The organism is Citrobacter sp. S46_ASV_140 (genome assembly GCF_018919545.1).
Classification (GTDB): domain Bacteria; phylum Pseudomonadota; class Gammaproteobacteria; order Enterobacterales; family Enterobacteriaceae; genus Citrobacter; species Citrobacter braakii.
Genome location: NZ_JAHLRC010000076.1, coordinates 1 through 16783 on the forward strand (window position 1 = coordinate 1; position 16783 = coordinate 16783).

Here is a 16783-nt window from a genome sequence, read left to right on the forward strand (position 1 = left end):
ACGAGCTAAAGCCAGGCGAGGATCTGGGCATGGTGGAGTCGAATCGCCCGAATGTTCATCTGTATGAGTTCAGGAACGGTCAGATGCGCGCTGTGGCGGCGGGGACACGTGGCAGTTATTCCAGCATCGCGCGGGATTACAACGGTACCTACAGTTCACAGCGGCAGGAGCTGGTAGAGAGTTTTGAAGGTTACAACGTGCTGCAGCAGTGGTTTGTTGGGCAGCAAAGCCGTCCTGTATACCGAAACTGGCTGGCAATGGCGTTGCTCAGCGGCGTTACCATCCCCAAAGATGTCGACAAAAAATCCCTTTACAACGCGCTCTATCTTGGGCCAGTCATGCCATGGATTGATCCGGGAAAAGAGGCTGCTGCCTGGAAGGCAATTGTCCGTGGGGGGGCAGGCACAGAAGCCGAATGGACGCGCGCACGTGGTCAGAATCCGCAGGAGGTGAAACGTCAGCGTCTCCGGGAAACCCAATTCAACCGAGAAAACGGGCTGGTGTTCGACTCAGACGCCGCCAACGATAAAGGAGTGCTCCCTGATGCAGCAAATGATAAGCCCGCCCCGTCACGGGACGATGATTAACCCCCGCGCCAGTGTGGCTGGTATCGATGCCGCAAATGGTCAGTGCTGGTATGAGATTCGCGCACTGGCTGCAGGGCGTGTGGAAATATTTCTCTATGACGTGATCGGCGGCTGGGGGATTACCGCTCAGCAGTTCGTCTCCGACTGTAAGGAGGCCGGGGTGTTTGAGGCCAGCGCCGTCGATCTGCATATCCACAGCCCGGGCGGCGATGTGATGCAGGGATTTGCCATCTTTAACACCTTGTCCCGTCTGAAGGCGAAGCTGGATATCTGGGTGGACGGCGTGGCTGCCAGTATGGCTTCAATGATTGTCTGCCTGCCCGGTGCCACGGTGCATATGCCGGAAAACGCCTGGCTGATGGTACACAAGCCGTGGGGCGGGATCGCCGGGGATTCCGATGATATGCGTGATTACGCTGCCTGGCTTGATCGTAATGAAGCGCTGATGCTCAGTGCCTACATGAACAAGACCGGGCTGGGGCAGGAAGAACTGGAGGCGATGCTGAAAGCTGAAACCTGGCTTAATGGCGCGGAGGCGGTGGAAAAAGGTTTCGCTGACACGCTTGAACCAGAACTGCAGGCCGCGGCCTGCGTGAATCAAAATAAACTGAAGGATTACCAGAATATGCCAGAACAGATTAACAACCTTTTTGGGCCGCGCGCCGAAGCTCCTGTCAGTCAGCCGCAACCCGCACAAAATCCGGCTCCGCAGGCCGCAAATAACCCAACAACACCGCAGCCAGCCCAGCAACCGCTGGCGGGAAATATCGACATTACCGCGCTGGCCGCCCAGCTCCAGCAGCAGATGCAGGCGGCGAATACTGAACGAGTCAGCGCAGTTTCCGCTGTGTTTGATGCGTTTCCTGCTTTCGGCTCGCTGAAAGCAGAATGCATCACGGATATTTCCTGCTCAGCGGAACAGGCCCGCACCAAATTGCTCAATGCGCTGGCGGCAGGGACGACCCCGAGTGCCGGACCGGGTGCAGTTCACATCCATGCGGGTAACGGGAATATTGTTGGTGATTCCATTCGTGCGGCGGTGATGAACCGTGCGGGCTATGCGCAGGCAGAAAAAGATAACGCCTACAACGGGTATACCCTGCGCGAACTGGCCCGCGCCTCGCTGGTGGATCGTGGTATCGGTATTTCTGGTGTCGGTACCGCACAGGCGATGGTTGGGCTGGCGTTCACCCACAGTAGCAGCGATTTCGGCAATATCCTGATGGATGTGGCGCATAAGGCGGCATTGCTTGGCTGGGATGAGGCCAGCGAAACATTCGAACAGTGGACCCGTAAAGGCACACTGACCGATTTCAAAACCGCGCACCGCGTTGGCCTGGAATCACTGGCATCGCTGCGTAAGGTTCGCGCCGGGGCGGAATATAAATATGTCACCATTAAAGATCGCGGTGAGCCGATTGCACTGGCCACCTATGGTGAGCTTTTCAGCATTGACCGCCAGACTATCATCAACGACGACCTGGATATGCTGACGCGTATCCCGCAGGCAATGGGGCTTGCTGCGCGAGCCACCGTCGGCGATCTGGTCTGGGCTGTACTGACCAGCAATCCGAAAATGTCGGACGGTAAGCCGTTGTTCCACGCCGATCATGGCAACCTTGTTGCAGCCGATCTGAGTATTGAAGGGCTGGATACTGCACGTAAGGCAATGCTGCTGCAAAAATCCGGCGATCGTCGTCTGAATATTCGTCCGGCCTACATGCTGACGCCAGTGGCAATTGAGTCACGGGCAAACCAGCTGATTAAATCCGCCAGCGTACCGGGCGCAGACGCGAACAGCGGGATCGTTAACCCGATCCAGAACTTTGTGACAGTGGCTTCTGAGGCCCGCCTGGATGACAGCAGCCCGACGGATTATTACCTGACTGCTGCGCAGGGGCGCGACACCATTGAAGTGGCCTATCTGGACGGTATCGACACGCCATATCTGGAACAGCAGCAGGGCTTCACTGTGGACGGTGCCGCTTTCAAGGTGCGCATTGATGCGGGTGTGGCCCCGCTTGACTGGCGCGGGCTGGTTAAAGTCACCAAAAAATAACGACCGCCGCCTGGCGGTTTTTTTTATCCCTGAAGGCGGCGCTGGTCGCCTTTTCCTTTTATGGAGAAAAAACATGGCGAATAACTATCAGCAGGACGGTACCACACTGGATTATCACAATGCGGGTGTTGATGCCGTTTCATCCGGTGCGCTGGTGGCGGTCGGCGGAATTGCCGGGGTGGCACACAACGATATTCCTGCTGGCGAGTGGGGAACACTGCATATGGCCGGTGTTTTTGTGCTGCCTAAAGCGGCAGAAGAAATTGCGGCAGGCCAGAAATTGTATCTGGCTGGCGGCAAGCTGACGGTGGCAAAAGGCGATGATGCAACGCCAAACCCGGTTGTTGGTTCCGCCTGGGGAGCAGCTGAGGCGGATGCTGCTGATGTTGCCGTCCGCCTGGGGTTCTGATGAGCCGGTTCCGGGAACGTTTGGCTAAAGCAGATGCCCGGATTAACCGGGCATTTGCCGAAGAAGTCCCTGCATGCCTGCAAACGGGTGAAGGCCCGCGTCTGGTGACCGTGATTTTTGAATCACCGGATGTGCTGTCGGGTGTACCGGGCGGCGGGGAGATTCAGAACCATTCCCCGGCGTTCAGTGCAATGACTGCGGATATTTCCGGTCTCGAAAAACATGACGGTGTGGTTATCAATACTATCCCTTACCGGGTGACACATATCGGCGCGGATGAAGAAGGGCGGACCCGCGTCACGCTGGCATATGGGGAACCCGGCAAAACACAGCCTCAGATCGATAAATGGAGCTGATATGGCGCGGGAGTCTCGACTGCGGCGGGATTTACCCGTCGATATTGATGTGGATGTTATCTGGCGAATTGCGGACAGTATCGGTGCGACGCAAAAACAGTTCCGTGCAGCATACTCGCGCGCGCTCAGGCGTACTGCCGCCACGCTGCGAAAGAAAGCGATGGCGGATCTGAAAGACGGGCTGGCCCCACGCAGTATGGATCTGGTCCGGCGCCGTCTGCTGTCTTTTCGCCTAGACAGGGGATCGCAACTGGATAACTTCCGGCTCTGGTTCGGGCTGAATGCCATTAAGGTGAAAGACCTTAAAGGACGAATCAACGGGCGGCTGCGACCGCACCATACCCGGCGTGACCGCAACACGGGGCGTTTTATTAAAGCGCGCCGCCAGGCAGAAAATGCCGGATTTTCCCCGAAAGGTAATCTGCTGAGCGAACGGTCGTTTGAAAACGGGGAGGTGTCCCGTTCAAAACGGGATAATCGCCGGACGGTGGTTATTCGCGATCCCCAGACCCGCCGGACACGCGAAGCAGAAATGGATATCTACGAACCGATGCTGAACTACATCGAAGACAACGCATTTGCGGAAGCGATGGAGATTTTTATGCATCACTTTGAAACCGACATTCGCGGGCGCGTAAAAGCCCGTATTTCTGTCTGAGGTAACGAACGATGGCCGAGCCACTGTTGCTGGGGCGGTATCACGATGCTGTGACTGACGCATTAAAAAAAATCGGATGGGTGCGTGATGCCGGTGCGTATCCGGAAAGAAATGTTCCCCGCTTTTCGGGCCTGATCACGCCCGCGGTGTATTTCTCGATTAACAGCTGGGAACAGGGCGGAGGAAATGAGGGACAACTCAGCGTTAATTTAACCTGTGATCTCTTCGTGGTGGTGGATGCCGCCGGGTCGGGTGTGAGTCAGCCTGAAATCTTTGTCAGAACCGCTGCGGCCGATATTACCCAGTGGATTGACGGGCAGCAGTTTGGTCTGGGCCATATTGAGCCTGCGGTATTCACCACGGCTGAACGCGATGAGTTTGATCCGCGAATGGATGATTATCTGGTCTGGCGTATTTCATTCACCCAGGCGGCTGCATTTGGTACTGACCCCTTTGCAAACAATGGCATGCCTCTGAAGCAGGCCTGGCTGGGTGCTGCACCTGATACGGGCCGTAATCACGTGGATGACTATCAGCTTATCTGGGAGGCTCAGCCCGATGAGTGATATAGCAGGCGACCTGCAGCGCAGACTGGCGAACCTTGTCCGGCGCGGCGTTATCCACTCCGTCAGGCACGATCGCATCCCAAAATGCCGGGTGGATTTGGGGGATATCATCACGACCTGGCTGCCGTTGTGCCAGGGCTTTTCCGGAACTAACCGCGCTGATTCAAATCCTTATGCCGTGGGGGATGCGGTTACGGTCCTGTCCGAAGCCGGAGAGCTCAACAACGGACGGGTGTTTCCCGGCTGGAACACGGGAAAGCTGCCGGTGCCGGAAGGAAGTGACAGCGAGCACATTACCCGTTACAGCGACGGGACCGAGATCCGTTATGACAGGAACGCGCATGCCCTGACGATTACGCTGGCTGATGGTGGAACTTACAAAATTGTCGGTAAAGGCACGCTGGATGGTCCGGTTGAAATTACCGATACCCTGACAGTTCAGGGCAAAACCCAGATTAATGCCGACACGTCGGTTGCAGGGAATATCGGGGCGTCAAAGGAGATAACGGATAAATCCGGCAGCATGAGCAAGATACGTGAAGTCTTTAACAACCACGATCACCGCGGCGACAGCGGCGGGCTCACCGATAAACCAAATCAGAAAATGTGACCTGCTGCGGCAGGTTTTTTTATGCCTGGAGAAAAAACATGTCTCAGTTACATGGCGTTGAAACTATTGAACTCACCTCGGGTACGGTGGCGGTTACCACGATTCAGACCGCCATTATCGGCCTGGTGGGAACGGCTCCTGATGCGTCGGGGGGAACAGCCGCATCGGGATCATCCGGTACACCCATTCTCGATAACGTTATCGACTTCACTGCAACCATTAAGGGGCGTGAAGGCAATGTCATCAATGTCGCTGCGCTGGCCGAACAGCCGGCAGCCGAAAATCCTGCTGCGGTTGTGACGTCAGCAAGCTGGGATCCTGAATCGCTGACACTGAAAATCACGCTGGGTTGTGATGAGCACGGTGTTATCACGGCTAAACCTGGAGAAGTTGCTGAGGCTGTCGGTGGTGTTGATGGCGTAAAAATCAGTGCGAGCGGGCGCGGTGACGGGATTGTCCAGCCCTTCAGCCTGCAATTAGCGGGGGGTGAAGATGAACCCTTTCCACTCAATACGCCGGTGGCGGTCATCGGCACCACGCTGTTATCCCGCCTGGGTGAAAAAGGTACGCTTAAACAGGCACTGACTGATATTAACGATCAGCGTAATGCGCTGACGGTGGTGGTGCGTGTGGCGGATGAAAACGATGTGGCAAAACGACGCGCGGCGGTACTGAAGGGGATCGGCACCCTGTCATCAGCGAAATCTGTTACGACGTACCAGCCGCGTATTGTGATTGCGCCGGGATTCAGTGAGGACGATGCGGTTGGTAAGGGGCTGGAAACCGTGGCCGGGAAATTGCGCGCCGTTGCCTATGTTGACTGCTCATCCGGTGCGACGCTGCAGGAAGTGGTACAGCGTCGCCAGTCCTATGGCGCACGAACTGAACTGTTGCGCCCGCGGGTCCAGGCGAGTGATGCAGATGGCCAACTGGTTTATCGCCCTTACTCTGCCTTTGCTGCCGGGTTGCGCGCCCGCATCGACTTTGAAAAAGGCTGGTGGTGGAGCAAGTCGAACCAGGACATCAACAACATCCTCGGTGTTGAGCAGATCGATGAATTTATCCTCGGGGATGAGAACTGCGATGCAAACCTGCTCAACATGCAGAACGTGTCCACCATTATCCGCCGGGCGGGTTTTAAACACTGGGGGAACCGCCTGTGTGCAACCAATCCTCAGTGGCGTTTTGAATCTGTCCGCCGTACTGCTGATGTTATTGAGGACAGCATTCAGGAAACCATGCTGGAGTATGTCGACCGCCCACTGGACCGGGAAAATGCGGATGACATTATCGGCACCATCAATGCCTATATGCGGCAACTGGTCGGGCTTGGCGCCATATTCGGTGGGCGGGCCTGGCTGGATGAAGAACTGAACACCGCGGAAACCATGGCGTCAGGTGTCCTGTACATCAACTATGACTTTGGTCCGAAATCGCCGACTGAACTTATCAGCCTGCGCGTCCGGGTGAACAATAACTATGCGCTTGAGGAGATGCTTGCAGCATGAGCGATAAAAACACACTACGCGTCTGGACCTTCTTCCGGCAGGGGATCCGTATTCAGGGGGCGCATGAATTTACGCCGCCGTCTCTGGCTATTGTTAAAACGGATTTGCGTACCGGCGCACAGGATGCGCCAACTCCGGTTGATGACGGCATGGAAGCACTGACCTGTCAGGTTAAATTTTATGGGATAGATACGGATATGCTGGCCAGCTTTGGTTTTGTCAGCGGCAGTCGTTCACGCTTTACGGCTTATCAGGGCTATCTCGGTAACGGCACTGCGCGCGGTACGGTTGAGGAAATCGAGGGGTTTGTACAGACCGTCACGCCGGATGCGCGCAGTAAGGACACGCTTTCCGAAAATGCCGTGACGGTTGATATTGCCGTCAGCTACTACCGTCAGTCACTGGACGGGCGCGAACTGTTTGCCATCGACACAGAGCGTTTCGCCCGCCGGGTGAATGGCGTTGATGTGCTTTCTGGCCTGGCTGCCAAAGTGCGTCTCTGATTTTACTGTTATCCCACCACTGTAACGGCCTGCGGGCCGTTTTTTTATGGAGCATCCTATGAGCTTTCCTGGTGAAACCCGCGTTATAAAACTGTATTCCCCCGTATCACTTGATAGCGGGGTTGTGATCGATGAAGTCACCATGCGTGAACCGCTGGTTCGCGATCGCATCACTCATGCCAAAGACCGCGGCAACGAAGAAGAGAAAGAAGCCCGCATGATTGCGCTGCTGTGCAATCTCAGTGAACAGGATCTCTGGCTGATGACGGCGGCAGATTATTCACAGCTGCTGGATGCTTTTAACGTTTTTATGCTCCCGCCCGCGAAGCGACCGAAGGCGGGCTCCTCCGGGCAATAAGATTTCTGGGGCGGCGGCTGCATTTTCCGATGGCGGAATACCTTGATATGCCGTTCAGCACTTTCTCTGATTTTTTGACTGACGAACTGGAGACGATAAACCGTGGGCGGAATAAGCCAGAACCTTAAGGCCGTCATTACCTTTGGCGGGAACCTGGATAATTCATGGAAACGATCTGCAGATGGTCTGCAAAAAAGCCTGAAAGATGTCGGAAAGCAGTCTGAACGACTGACAAAAGATCAGACTAAACTGGCAGCAGAAATCAAGCGCGCCAAACTGGCCGGTGAAAGCCTGGGGGATTTGAAGCGCCGCTATACCGATGTTTCCAGGGAAATCCGCAAAACGGAGGCGGAGCAGCAGAAACTGAATGTACAGATGCAAAAAGCACAGCGCATTCAGGCATTCAAAGGTGCCGGTAAAGGTCTGTTCCGGCGCGGTCTGGGGATCGCCGGGCAGGTGGGCGGGATGTTTGGATCCGGGCTGGCTATTGGCGGTGGCGGTGTGGTGGCTTCAGCTCTTGGCACACTGATAGCGCCAGCTGCCACCAATGCTGAAACGGCAACCCGCACTAATGTCGCAAAAAGTTACGGCGTGGACGTGGCCACGTTTAATGCCTGGGATTCTCTGGCGAAGCAGTACGACATGAATGCGGAAAACATTGGCGATCTCTTTGAAGAGTATCTGCACAAATCCGGGGAGTATAAACAGAACGGTAAGCAGGGCTCGCTGCAGGATGCGTTTGAAACGCTCGGTTTCAAAGCGGGGGATTTTGCCGGGCTCAACGATATGGCGCAGTTCGACAAAATTGTTGAACGGGCGCTCAGCCTTCAGGACGAGTCAAAAGCCTCCTTCGCACTGGATTCTCTTTTTGACGGGGAAGCGAGCAAACTGCTGATGCTTATCAAGCAGTCTGGCCGGAGCTACCGCGACCTGATGGACGAACAGCGGCGCTACAACCTTGTGACCAAAGAGGGGGCAGATGGGGCGGTTGCAGGGAATCAGGCTATCAATAATCTCCGCACTGTTTTCTCTTCTGCGGTTGCTGAAATTTCCGGGCAACTGGGAAATGAGCTTGCGCCTGATATCCGTAATCTGACGAATGATCTTGCCGACTGGTTCAAAGGTGGCGGGATCAAACGCATTGTGACTTTCCTGCGAAACGACCTTTATCCCGGCGTTCTGTCGTTCGGGCAGGGGGTGGTTTTTGTCGGCAAAATTATTTACGCGCTGGCTAAAAAACTGTCCTGGTTGCTGCCGGATGACCGTAATGACCAGCGTGACGTCCTCAAAACGCTTGCCGCAAATGGGGTAGAAAGAGCACGTTTCAGGGCAAGCCAGAATGGACAGGGGGAATGGTTTGACCAACAACTGAAAGAGCGTCCTGACCTGCCGCAAGAGGTTAAACACTCCTGGGAGTCCACCCGGGGACTGTTTGGCTTTGATTCTGATGATGAGACATTTAACAAATCGCTTGATAAATACCTGTCACCGGAAGGCGGCGACTCGCTTTTAAACTGGAATGCGGCGCTACAGCAAAACAAGGACCATGTCGCGCAAACCGTTAAAGAGGATCCGGAAAGCAGTGCCGGAGCCTGGGACAAATATCCGAACGCTTCCCTTCTTCCCGCCGTGCAGCAGGACAGGAATGTTACGGCAACAGACAGATCACCTGCTGAGCCGGTCATTTTGAAAGACGAGAGCACGGGCGGTTACTGGGAAAGTCTGCTTCAAAAAATGGATGTACTGGATAAGCAGCCGCCATCACGGCAGCTAACTGATAACCGCAAATTTGAATACCACTTCGAAATTAATGCTGCGCCGGGGCAGGATGAGAAAGCCATTGCGGATGAAGTGACCACGGTGACGAAAAACAATTCTGCCTTTAATGGTGATAACAACCTTCTGGATGGGGGACTGGTCTGGTGAGTGAAATTATTCCGATATTCGAAGATTCCGGCCAGCGCAGTGCGGGCGCATTACGGGGTGGGCAGGAAGCCCGCGTGATGATGATGCTGGGGAGTTTCGCCTTTTCGATTGATACAGCGGCTTATCATCAGCTCACCCGTGAGGCCAGCTGGCGCTGGAGTGAACAGGAACGCATAGGCAAACAGGACCTTCTTCAGTACACCGGAAAACCCGGGCGTACTGTCAGACTTGAAGGGCAGTCTCACGCCTTTTTCCGTAAAGGGGTGGAAGGGGTGAATGATTTATTTGATCTTGCCGATCAGGCGAAACCCCAGCAGCTTGTCAGTGGAGAAGGTGATGTACTGGGGTGGTGGGTGGTGACCGACTTTTCAGACACGACGAGTAAGTTTTTACCGGGTGGCGGTCACCGAAACAAAAACTGGACGATGACGCTAAAACACTATGCCGACGATCTATCAAACCCGTGATGGAGATGTACTGGATGCAATTTGTGCCGTGCATTACGGTACTGAAAATCTTTCAGACTCGGTGACTCGGGTTCTTGAAGCCAATCAGGGGCTGGCGGATCAGGGGGCTATGTATCCTTCCGGCCTGTACATCACACTGCCGGATCTGGTGACACCCGTAGCGGAATCGCCATTCAGTTTATGGGATTGATATGGCTGATCAGACAGCGATGCCGGAATATGCGCCGGCCTTCAGCATTCAGGCCGAAGGGAAAGATATAACCCGGGTGCTGCAACAATGCCTGAGTGAACTGACCCTGACGGATTATGGTGGGGCAACAGCGAAAGCCGATGAACTGAAAATCAGTCTCATCTCTGAAACGCTGTCGCTTCCCACTAAAGGTGCCCGGCTTCGGGTTGCTCTGGGATTCAATGATCAACTGATCGATAAAGGCTGGTTTGTTGTCAGTGGTGTCTCGAGCAGCGGCCCACCAAGGCGTATCGAACTTTATGCAACCGCCGCGCCGATGAATGCCCAGAAACAACCCGGAGATGTGACAAGCCAGAAAACCCGGAGCTGGGATAACCTTCGCCTTGCCGATATTGTCAAAACGGTGGCCACCGATAACGGGCTTATTCCCCGCGTGGCCGACGTGCTGAAAGATATTCATATCAGCCATATCGATCAGGTTGCGGAATCCGATGCCAACCTGCTCGCAAGGCTTGCGCGTGACTACAACGCAGTGAGCAAACCATCAGGAGGCTACTGGCTTTTTTTGCTACAGGGTGCCACGGCAACGGCTTCAGGGAAACAGACTGGCGGGATCACCATCACACCGGATGAAGTATCAAACTGGTCCTACAGTGAAGGTGAGCGGGGGAGTTCGACAGGTAAAGCTACAGGGAGTGGAGGAAAAGCCAAAGAGAAAATCGGCGTGCGTTATTACGACGAGGAGGACGGTACGACAAAGACCTCCTCCGTTAAACATGACGGCCCGGCGATGACCAATCCCTATACCCAGTCAGAGAGAAACACCGCCGAGCAACAGGCAAACTCCAGGAAAACACAGGCGAAGCGTAACGAGCAGAAAATGACGCTTACGGGGCCATGTCGCCCTAAACATGTTCCGCTGACAGCAGAAGCAAGTGTGTCGACTTCCGGTTTTGGCTCCCGTGAGGATCGAGCCTGGGTGGTTGAGTCTCTGGTCTTTTCTCTGACGTCAGCAGGATTCAGCTACACCTACAACCTTGTCGTGGATATTCGTAAACCCGCAGCGGCTTCGAAAAAATCAGAAAAGCAGGACAAAAAAGGCCCGTCCTACTTCGGTTAACCCTCCCGCCATCCGGCGACTCAGCAACGGAATTTAATCATGAACGGTGTAAACAACCGGACCGGAAAACGCCTGTCCGGCGTCGCCCATTTGCGCCAGTCCGTCAGCGACATACTGACCACTCCCATCGGGAGCCGGGTTCTTGTCCGTGACTATGGCAGTGATCTGTTTTCGCTGGTGGATAACCCACGGGATGATTTGACCCGTCTACAAATAATCGCCGCATCTGCAACCGCACTGGCCCGGTGGGAGACGCGGCTGAAGGTAACACGTGTGCTCGTTTCCTTTCCTGAAGGGGTGTCCGGCTGTGTGCTGGATATCGAGGGGATCAACAAGGAAACCAATTTACCTGTCAGAACGGGAGACATAACGATTTATGGCAAGCAGCTATGACGTGATCAACCTGTCCGAACTGGACGTACCGGATGCCATTGTGGTGCCGGATGCGACTGAAATTTTCACCCGGTGGCTGGCGCGGTTACGGGAACTTGATAAGCAATTTGATGCGCTGGTGGAATCCGATCCGACGTTTAAACAGGGGGAGGTGAATGCCTACCAGCTGACGCTGGCTGTTCAGCGGGTTAATGATGCCGTGCGGGCGGTATTTCTCGCGAGTGCAAAAGAGGCAGACCTTGACCAGATAGGCGCCGCATTCAACGTTAAACGGCAGGTGATTAAGCCCGGTGATCCGCTAGCCATTCCGCCAGTTGAGCCAGAACTGGAAGACGATGCGGCATTTCGTGAACGTATCCAGCTTTCATGGGCGCAGCTGAATACAGCAGGCGCGCGTAACGCATACCGCTTTCATGCGAAGTCTGCCGATACGGATGTGCTGGATGCCGATGCCTATGGGCCGGAAACCCATAACCGGCCCGGCTACGTTGATGTCTATGTCCTGTCCCGTACCGGGGATGGGACAGCAGGACAGCCCCTGCTTTATAAGGTTAACAGCACACTGAATGCAGATGAAATCCGCCCGTTAACTGACTATGTGACGGTAAAAAGTGCCACGCTTGCAAACTATGCCGTTACGGCAGAGCTGGAAATTCCGGAAGGACCGGACGCCAGTACGGTGCTTAACAATGCCATCGATGTTTTACGGTCATACACCACGCTTTCTCATCGGATTAAAACCGTCGTCCCGCTGTCCGCCATTTATGCTGCGCTGCAGCAATCCGGTGTGGTCCGGGTAAGGCTGATTTCTCCGGTAGCAGATCTGGAAGCGGAACCGGGTAAAGCGCCCTGGTGTACCGCCATTAATGTCACCCGCACGGAGGTAAGCAGCAATGACGGCTAAGTTTCGATCACTGCTACCTCCTGGCGCATTTCATGAAGAGCGGGCGCAGGAGCAGGCCAGCGCTGAGCAAATCGCCACCCTCGATACCAATATGGTGCGCAAGTCCAAAAATCCTGACACCTGTCCGGCGCATCTTCTCCCCTGGCTGGCCTGGGAGCATGCCGTTGATTTCTGGGATGACGGCTGGACAGAGGCGCAGAAGCGACAGGTGATAAAAGATGCCGCTTATGTTCATCAGCACAGAGGAACAGCCGGGGCGGTACGCCGTTCTCTCGGGTCAGTGAATCTGCCCACGACCGTGGTTGAGTGGTGGGAAGACACCCCGCGCGCTGAACCTTACACCTTCCGGATCGAAGTACAGAGCAGTGAGGGGGTCAGTGACGCTCTCTATCATCAGATCCGCCAGCTTACCGAGCGGGCCAAGAACCTGCGCAGCTATCTGAGCAAAATCGATGTGATGGCGAATGTGGGTATGGACGGGGCTTTTTATATTTCGGGTGCGACAACAGCACATATCGATGTGGACATTTTTGCCGGGGAATCTCATGGCTGATTATTACTCAATTATCACTAACCGGGGTAAAGAACTGGAGGCGGAGGCGCTTGCCAGTGGTCGCCTGATTGTACTGACTCACTTTGTGGTGGGTGACAGTAATGGCAAGCAGGTTAAACCTGATCCGTCGCAAATCCGGTTGATCAATGAAACGTACCGGGGAGATATCGCTGAGCTGGTGGTGTCACCGGAGCAGTCCTCGCAGTTAATGGCAAAAATCGTTCTGCCGACCGGGATTGGTGGATTCACCGTTCGCGAAGTCGGTTTAATGACTGACGCCGGAGAGCTTTACGCGGTGGCAAACTGCCCATCGATCGATAAGCCGGTTGGTGGTGTCAGCGTTAATATGCAGTTTCGCCTGGCGGTATCCGATATCTCAAATATCACGCTGAATGTTGCAACAGGTGATGGCTTATTCCTGCGCATTGACCAGAACCTGAAAGAGATAAAAGCGCGGGGCGCGGAAGCACAAAAAACATCGCGTGAGTCCATTGGTGTCCTCGATGGCACAACACAACAAAGAGGGCTGGTTCAACTTAGCAGTTCGGTGAACAGCACCAGTGAAACGCAGGCCGCCACTCCTGCGGCAGTTAAGATCGTAATGGATAATGCGAATGCGCGACTGGCTAAAGACCGGAACGGCGCGGATATACCGAATGTCGCATTATTTCTACAAAACCTTGGTCTGGGAGAAACGATAAATAAAGCCTCCGGGGCTATGCAGAAAAGTGCAAACGGTGGTGATATTCAGAATGTAGCCGCTTTCAGAAATGCCCTTCAGCTTGGTACGGCGGCACTGGCCTCTATGGGGGTAGGAAAAAATCAGGTATTGAGTGCCTCAGATTTCTCTTTCTTCGCCGGTGGAAATGGATATTTGTATATTCCCTGTCTCGCAACCACAGATAATCCGGTAAAGATAATGCTGCAGTGGGGAATCATTCAGACACGCGGTGGAGAGGACGCTGTCTACAATCTGCCTTATGCTTTTCCAACTGCTGGCCTGTGGGCGATGGGATGCCGGGGTACAACAGGGTACAGTCAAGCGATGAATGTCAGGTTAGCTAATCGTTCTCAAATCAGCATCCAGAACTGGGCACCAGCCGGTGCGGTGGAAGATTGTTGCTTTTTCGCTGTGGGGTATTTATGAATAAGTTTTTTCAGGGTGTTTTTTATCCGAATGCACTTAAAGAAGCATATATTTCTGCCGGGACATGGCCGGAGAATGCTGTCGATGTGAGTGATGAGAAAATGTCTGTTTATAGCCAGTATCCACCGGAAGGAAAAATGCTCGGAACAGATAATAAGGGGTATCCGATATGGGTTGATACTCCCGCCTTGTCTGCTGAACAACTGGCCGCACAAACTGAGCAAATACGACGAGAATTACGTGCTCGGGCAGACTCTGAAATCAATTGGCGACAGGATGCTGTAGACGCTGGAGATGCGACGGATGAAGAAATTGTCGATTTATCAGCATGGAAAAATTACCGGATTGCGTTAATGAGAATGTCGCCTTTTGAGCCAGGTTTACTACAAATGCCAGAATAGTTACTTGATGCGTTGAAATAAACACATTTCAACGCATCAAAAATATTACACTTTTTGCATCAGTTCTTTGTTAATAATATTTGGGTGTTTTTTTATCAGCTTTTTGCTTAATGGTTTTTCTATTGCTTCATGTGCAAAAATTCCTAAAATAATAGCGGACATGATGAGGGTTGAATTGATGATGTAAATGTTTTCTATGTGCAGTTTTATTAAAATAAACTTAAGGAAGAAACCTATTGGTTCAATGCTTTGAGTGGAAAAAATGTATAAATGGCTTAAGTAAATTGAGTATGATGCTTCACCCAAATAAACTAATGCATTTTCTAGTCTTGATGTTCCACAGTCTGTGAGCGATAGAAAAAATAAAACAAAAAAAGAAGGGGTAGATGAGTTAATCAAAAGGCTGGATTGGTAGTCGATTCCGCCCTTCATATTACTACCAATCATTTCTAATGAGAAGATAATTATGCAAGCGCATGATGTATATGAAAAAAACTTTGGAATCCTTATTTTGATTTTATCATAAATACAGGCCCACAAAGAACCGACTATAAAGTCAAGAACAATTGTGTTACCAAGAACATTTTTTAGCGACGTATCAAGCCAACCAACATAACCAATGTCATATTTATTCTTAACTAAGAACATTATAGATATTATTATAATAGAACATGCTATTGATGATTTTACTTTGTTTCTGAATAAGTACGAGCACATTGCAAAAACTACATAAAAGTACATCTCATATGCTAATGTCCAGTTAACATAGTTAGCTCTGTCATAGCTTCCATGTATAGGAGGTATTAGAGTTATATTATGGAATAAATTATAGAGTTTATCTGTATCATTCCACTGCGTAAATGATGACAGGATCATGGGGGCAGATATAACTAAATAAATCGGGTAAATCCTTAATATCCTTGCTTTAAGGAATGTCCATCCAACTCTAGATTCTTTGAATGTATATGTCATCAAGAATCCACTTAGAATAAAAAATAAGTCAACACCTATTACACCAAGATCACCAATATTTACTCCTTTTATTGTCATCCCGGAGTGAGTTATGACAACAGATATAGCAGCAAAAGCTCTTAATATCTGGAGTGAATTAATGTTTTTTTGTTGCATTTGTGAATCCGAACGAGGCATGTAAAGGTTAATTTTATATGTCTTCTCAACTCAACTCAAATGTAAGTAGGTTAAATCCTATTTTTTAACATTATTTCGCGATTAGCTTAACAAAATTGCGTATTGCTAGTTGGGGCAAATCAGCTGATATAGCAAGAGACATACAAAATGTAGTGAGGGACACGCTGGTGGTTTGGAAGCTGGATCGTCTCAGTTGTAGTATGCGGAATCTTGTCGTACTGGTCGAAGAAATGAGGGAGCGAGGGATAAACTTCCGAAGTCTGAATGACAGTATAGATACCTCCACACTAATGGGGCGCTTTTTCTTTCATGTTATGGGGGCGCTTGCCGAGATGGAGAGATAGCTTATTGTTGAGCGAACACGGGCTGGTTTAGTTGCTGCGCGCGAAGATAGTCGGATCGGCGGCAGACGGCCAAAGTTAACTGCTGAAGAGTGGGCTCAGGCTGGAAGGTTGATTGCTGCAGGTGAGTCTAGAAAACGTGTGGCTATAATTTATGATGTAGGGGTGTCGACGCTATACAAAAAATTTCCTGCGCGGCGTTGAGAAAACGCCACCGCGTCGTCGTATGCAAGAACGGGCGGCGGCGAACTGGCGAACGTTCGATAGTGCGAGTATTGAATGATTGCCAGTCACGGCGGATTGTACTTAAGCAATATGACGGTTCAAGGCGTTTAATCTGAAACCAGCCACATATCAGCCTCTTCAAACATTTCTTGAACAGTACGGCTTATCTGTTCCTTCTCATGCTTGCTGACGTTAGTGTTTATCGCCGGCAGTGTCATCATCGGTTTAACCCGGACATCAGCGTTAGGGAAGATCCGGTGAACCCTCTTAGTTAATTCGCCCAGAATGATATCTTTTGCACCGGGCAGGCCATCAAAATTCCTTTTGTCATAAACGAGTTCCACGAACATTGC

The 16783-nt window shown here is 52.4% G+C and carries 21 protein-coding genes and 1 pseudogene; 20 read left to right on the forward strand and 2 right to left on the reverse strand.

Going from position 1 to position 16783, the window contains the following annotated elements; all coding sequences use genetic code 11:
* From KQJ19_RS16945 to KQJ19_RS17035, 19 genes are all read left to right on the forward strand, one after another.
* A partial coding sequence (locus KQJ19_RS16945; RefSeq protein WP_216403890.1) for a phage portal protein occupies positions 1 to 587 on the forward strand: 587 nt, incomplete at its 5' end.
* A complete protein-coding gene (locus KQJ19_RS16950) occupies positions 544 to 2646 on the forward strand; it encodes a ClpP-like prohead protease/major capsid protein fusion protein (RefSeq protein WP_216403891.1) in 2103 nt (700 codons plus the stop codon). The genes KQJ19_RS16945 and KQJ19_RS16950, both read left to right, overlap by 44 nt.
* A gap of 73 nt (positions 2647 to 2719) precedes the next feature.
* On the forward strand, positions 2720 to 3055 hold the full coding sequence (locus KQJ19_RS16955) for a capsid cement protein (RefSeq protein WP_213238878.1): 336 nt from the start codon (positions 2720 to 2722) through the stop codon (positions 3053 to 3055).
* Positions 3055 to 3411, forward strand: coding sequence for a head-tail joining protein (locus KQJ19_RS16960; RefSeq protein WP_213238879.1), 357 nt, complete (start codon positions 3055 to 3057; stop codon positions 3409 to 3411). The genes KQJ19_RS16955 and KQJ19_RS16960 overlap by 1 nt, the downstream gene beginning before the upstream one ends.
* Before the next feature lies 1 nt (position 3412).
* Positions 3413 to 4069 (forward strand): hypothetical protein, encoded by a 657-nt coding sequence (locus KQJ19_RS16965; RefSeq protein ID WP_127674209.1) that lies wholly within the window; start codon positions 3413 to 3415, stop codon positions 4067 to 4069.
* An 11-nt stretch (positions 4070 to 4080) separates the two neighbouring features.
* On the forward strand, positions 4081 to 4635 hold the full coding sequence (locus KQJ19_RS16970; RefSeq protein WP_213238880.1) for a hypothetical protein: 555 nt from the start codon (positions 4081 to 4083) through the stop codon (positions 4633 to 4635).
* Positions 4628 to 5245: a phage baseplate assembly protein V gene (locus KQJ19_RS16975; protein ID WP_047357975.1), complete on the forward strand. Its 618-nt coding sequence runs from the start codon at positions 4628 to 4630 to the stop codon at positions 5243 to 5245. Before KQJ19_RS16970 ends, KQJ19_RS16975 begins: the two co-directional genes overlap by 8 nt.
* A gap of 38 nt (positions 5246 to 5283) precedes the next feature.
* Positions 5284 to 6753 (forward strand): phage tail sheath C-terminal domain-containing protein, encoded by a 1470-nt coding sequence (locus KQJ19_RS16980; RefSeq protein ID WP_216403892.1) that lies wholly within the window; start codon positions 5284 to 5286, stop codon positions 6751 to 6753.
* Positions 6750 to 7256: a phage major tail tube protein gene (locus KQJ19_RS16985; RefSeq protein WP_016150414.1), complete on the forward strand. Its 507-nt coding sequence runs from the start codon at positions 6750 to 6752 to the stop codon at positions 7254 to 7256. The genes KQJ19_RS16980 and KQJ19_RS16985 overlap by 4 nt, the downstream gene beginning before the upstream one ends.
* Before the next feature lie 58 nt (positions 7257 to 7314).
* Positions 7315 to 7614, forward strand: a complete 300-nt coding sequence (locus KQJ19_RS16990) for a phage tail assembly protein (protein WP_016150413.1) — start codon at positions 7315 to 7317, stop codon at positions 7612 to 7614.
* Positions 7615 to 7716: 102 nt separating this feature from the next.
* Entirely contained in the window at positions 7717 to 9540 is a 1824-nt protein-coding gene (locus KQJ19_RS16995; RefSeq protein WP_216403893.1) for a hypothetical protein, read from the forward strand.
* The gene (locus KQJ19_RS17000; RefSeq protein ID WP_216403894.1) at positions 9537 to 10007 is read left to right on the forward strand and encodes a phage tail protein; all 471 of its coding nucleotides are present in this window, start codon (positions 9537 to 9539) and stop codon (positions 10005 to 10007) included. Before KQJ19_RS16995 ends, KQJ19_RS17000 begins: the two co-directional genes overlap by 4 nt.
* Complete coding sequence (locus tag KQJ19_RS17005; RefSeq protein WP_100194694.1) at positions 9982 to 10197, forward strand: tail protein X; 216 nt, start codon at positions 9982 to 9984, stop codon at positions 10195 to 10197. The genes KQJ19_RS17000 and KQJ19_RS17005 overlap by 26 nt, the downstream gene beginning before the upstream one ends.
* Before the next feature lies 1 nt (position 10198).
* A complete protein-coding gene (locus KQJ19_RS17010) occupies positions 10199 to 11317 on the forward strand; it encodes a contractile injection system protein, VgrG/Pvc8 family (RefSeq protein WP_216403895.1) in 1119 nt (372 codons plus the stop codon).
* A 39-nt stretch (positions 11318 to 11356) separates the two neighbouring features.
* A complete protein-coding gene (locus KQJ19_RS17015) occupies positions 11357 to 11710 on the forward strand; it encodes a GPW/gp25 family protein (protein ID WP_216403896.1) in 354 nt (117 codons plus the stop codon).
* The gene (locus tag KQJ19_RS17020; protein ID WP_216403897.1) at positions 11694 to 12614 is read left to right on the forward strand and encodes a baseplate J/gp47 family protein; all 921 of its coding nucleotides are present in this window, start codon (positions 11694 to 11696) and stop codon (positions 12612 to 12614) included. Before KQJ19_RS17015 ends, KQJ19_RS17020 begins: the two co-directional genes overlap by 17 nt.
* Positions 12604 to 13167, forward strand: a complete 564-nt coding sequence (locus tag KQJ19_RS17025; RefSeq protein ID WP_016150406.1) for a phage tail protein I — start codon at positions 12604 to 12606, stop codon at positions 13165 to 13167. Before KQJ19_RS17020 ends, KQJ19_RS17025 begins: the two co-directional genes overlap by 11 nt.
* Positions 13079 to 14314, forward strand: a complete 1236-nt coding sequence (locus tag KQJ19_RS24045) for a phage tail protein (RefSeq protein WP_253296367.1) — start codon at positions 13079 to 13081, stop codon at positions 14312 to 14314. The genes KQJ19_RS17025 and KQJ19_RS24045 overlap by 89 nt, the downstream gene beginning before the upstream one ends.
* On the forward strand, positions 14311 to 14715 hold the full coding sequence (locus KQJ19_RS17035) for a tail fiber assembly protein (protein ID WP_216403898.1): 405 nt from the start codon (positions 14311 to 14313) through the stop codon (positions 14713 to 14715). The genes KQJ19_RS24045 and KQJ19_RS17035 overlap by 4 nt, the downstream gene beginning before the upstream one ends.
* Before the next feature lie 45 nt (positions 14716 to 14760).
* Here KQJ19_RS17035 and KQJ19_RS17040 read toward each other — a convergent pair whose 3' ends face one another.
* Complete coding sequence (locus KQJ19_RS17040; RefSeq protein WP_216403899.1) at positions 14761 to 15843, reverse strand: acyltransferase; 1083 nt, start codon at positions 15841 to 15843, stop codon at positions 14761 to 14763.
* A gap of 134 nt (positions 15844 to 15977) precedes the next feature.
* Here KQJ19_RS17040 and KQJ19_RS17045 point away from each other — a divergent pair.
* Positions 15978 to 16409: pseudogene (locus KQJ19_RS17045) on the forward strand (recombinase family protein); the annotation flags it as partial.
* A 128-nt stretch (positions 16410 to 16537) separates the two neighbouring features.
* On the opposite strand, the gene KQJ19_RS17050 reads toward KQJ19_RS17045, so the two are convergent.
* On the reverse strand, positions 16538 to 16780 hold the full coding sequence (locus KQJ19_RS17050; protein WP_216403900.1) for a DinI family protein: 243 nt from the start codon (positions 16778 to 16780) through the stop codon (positions 16538 to 16540).
* Positions 16781 to 16783 lie beyond the last annotated feature (3 nt).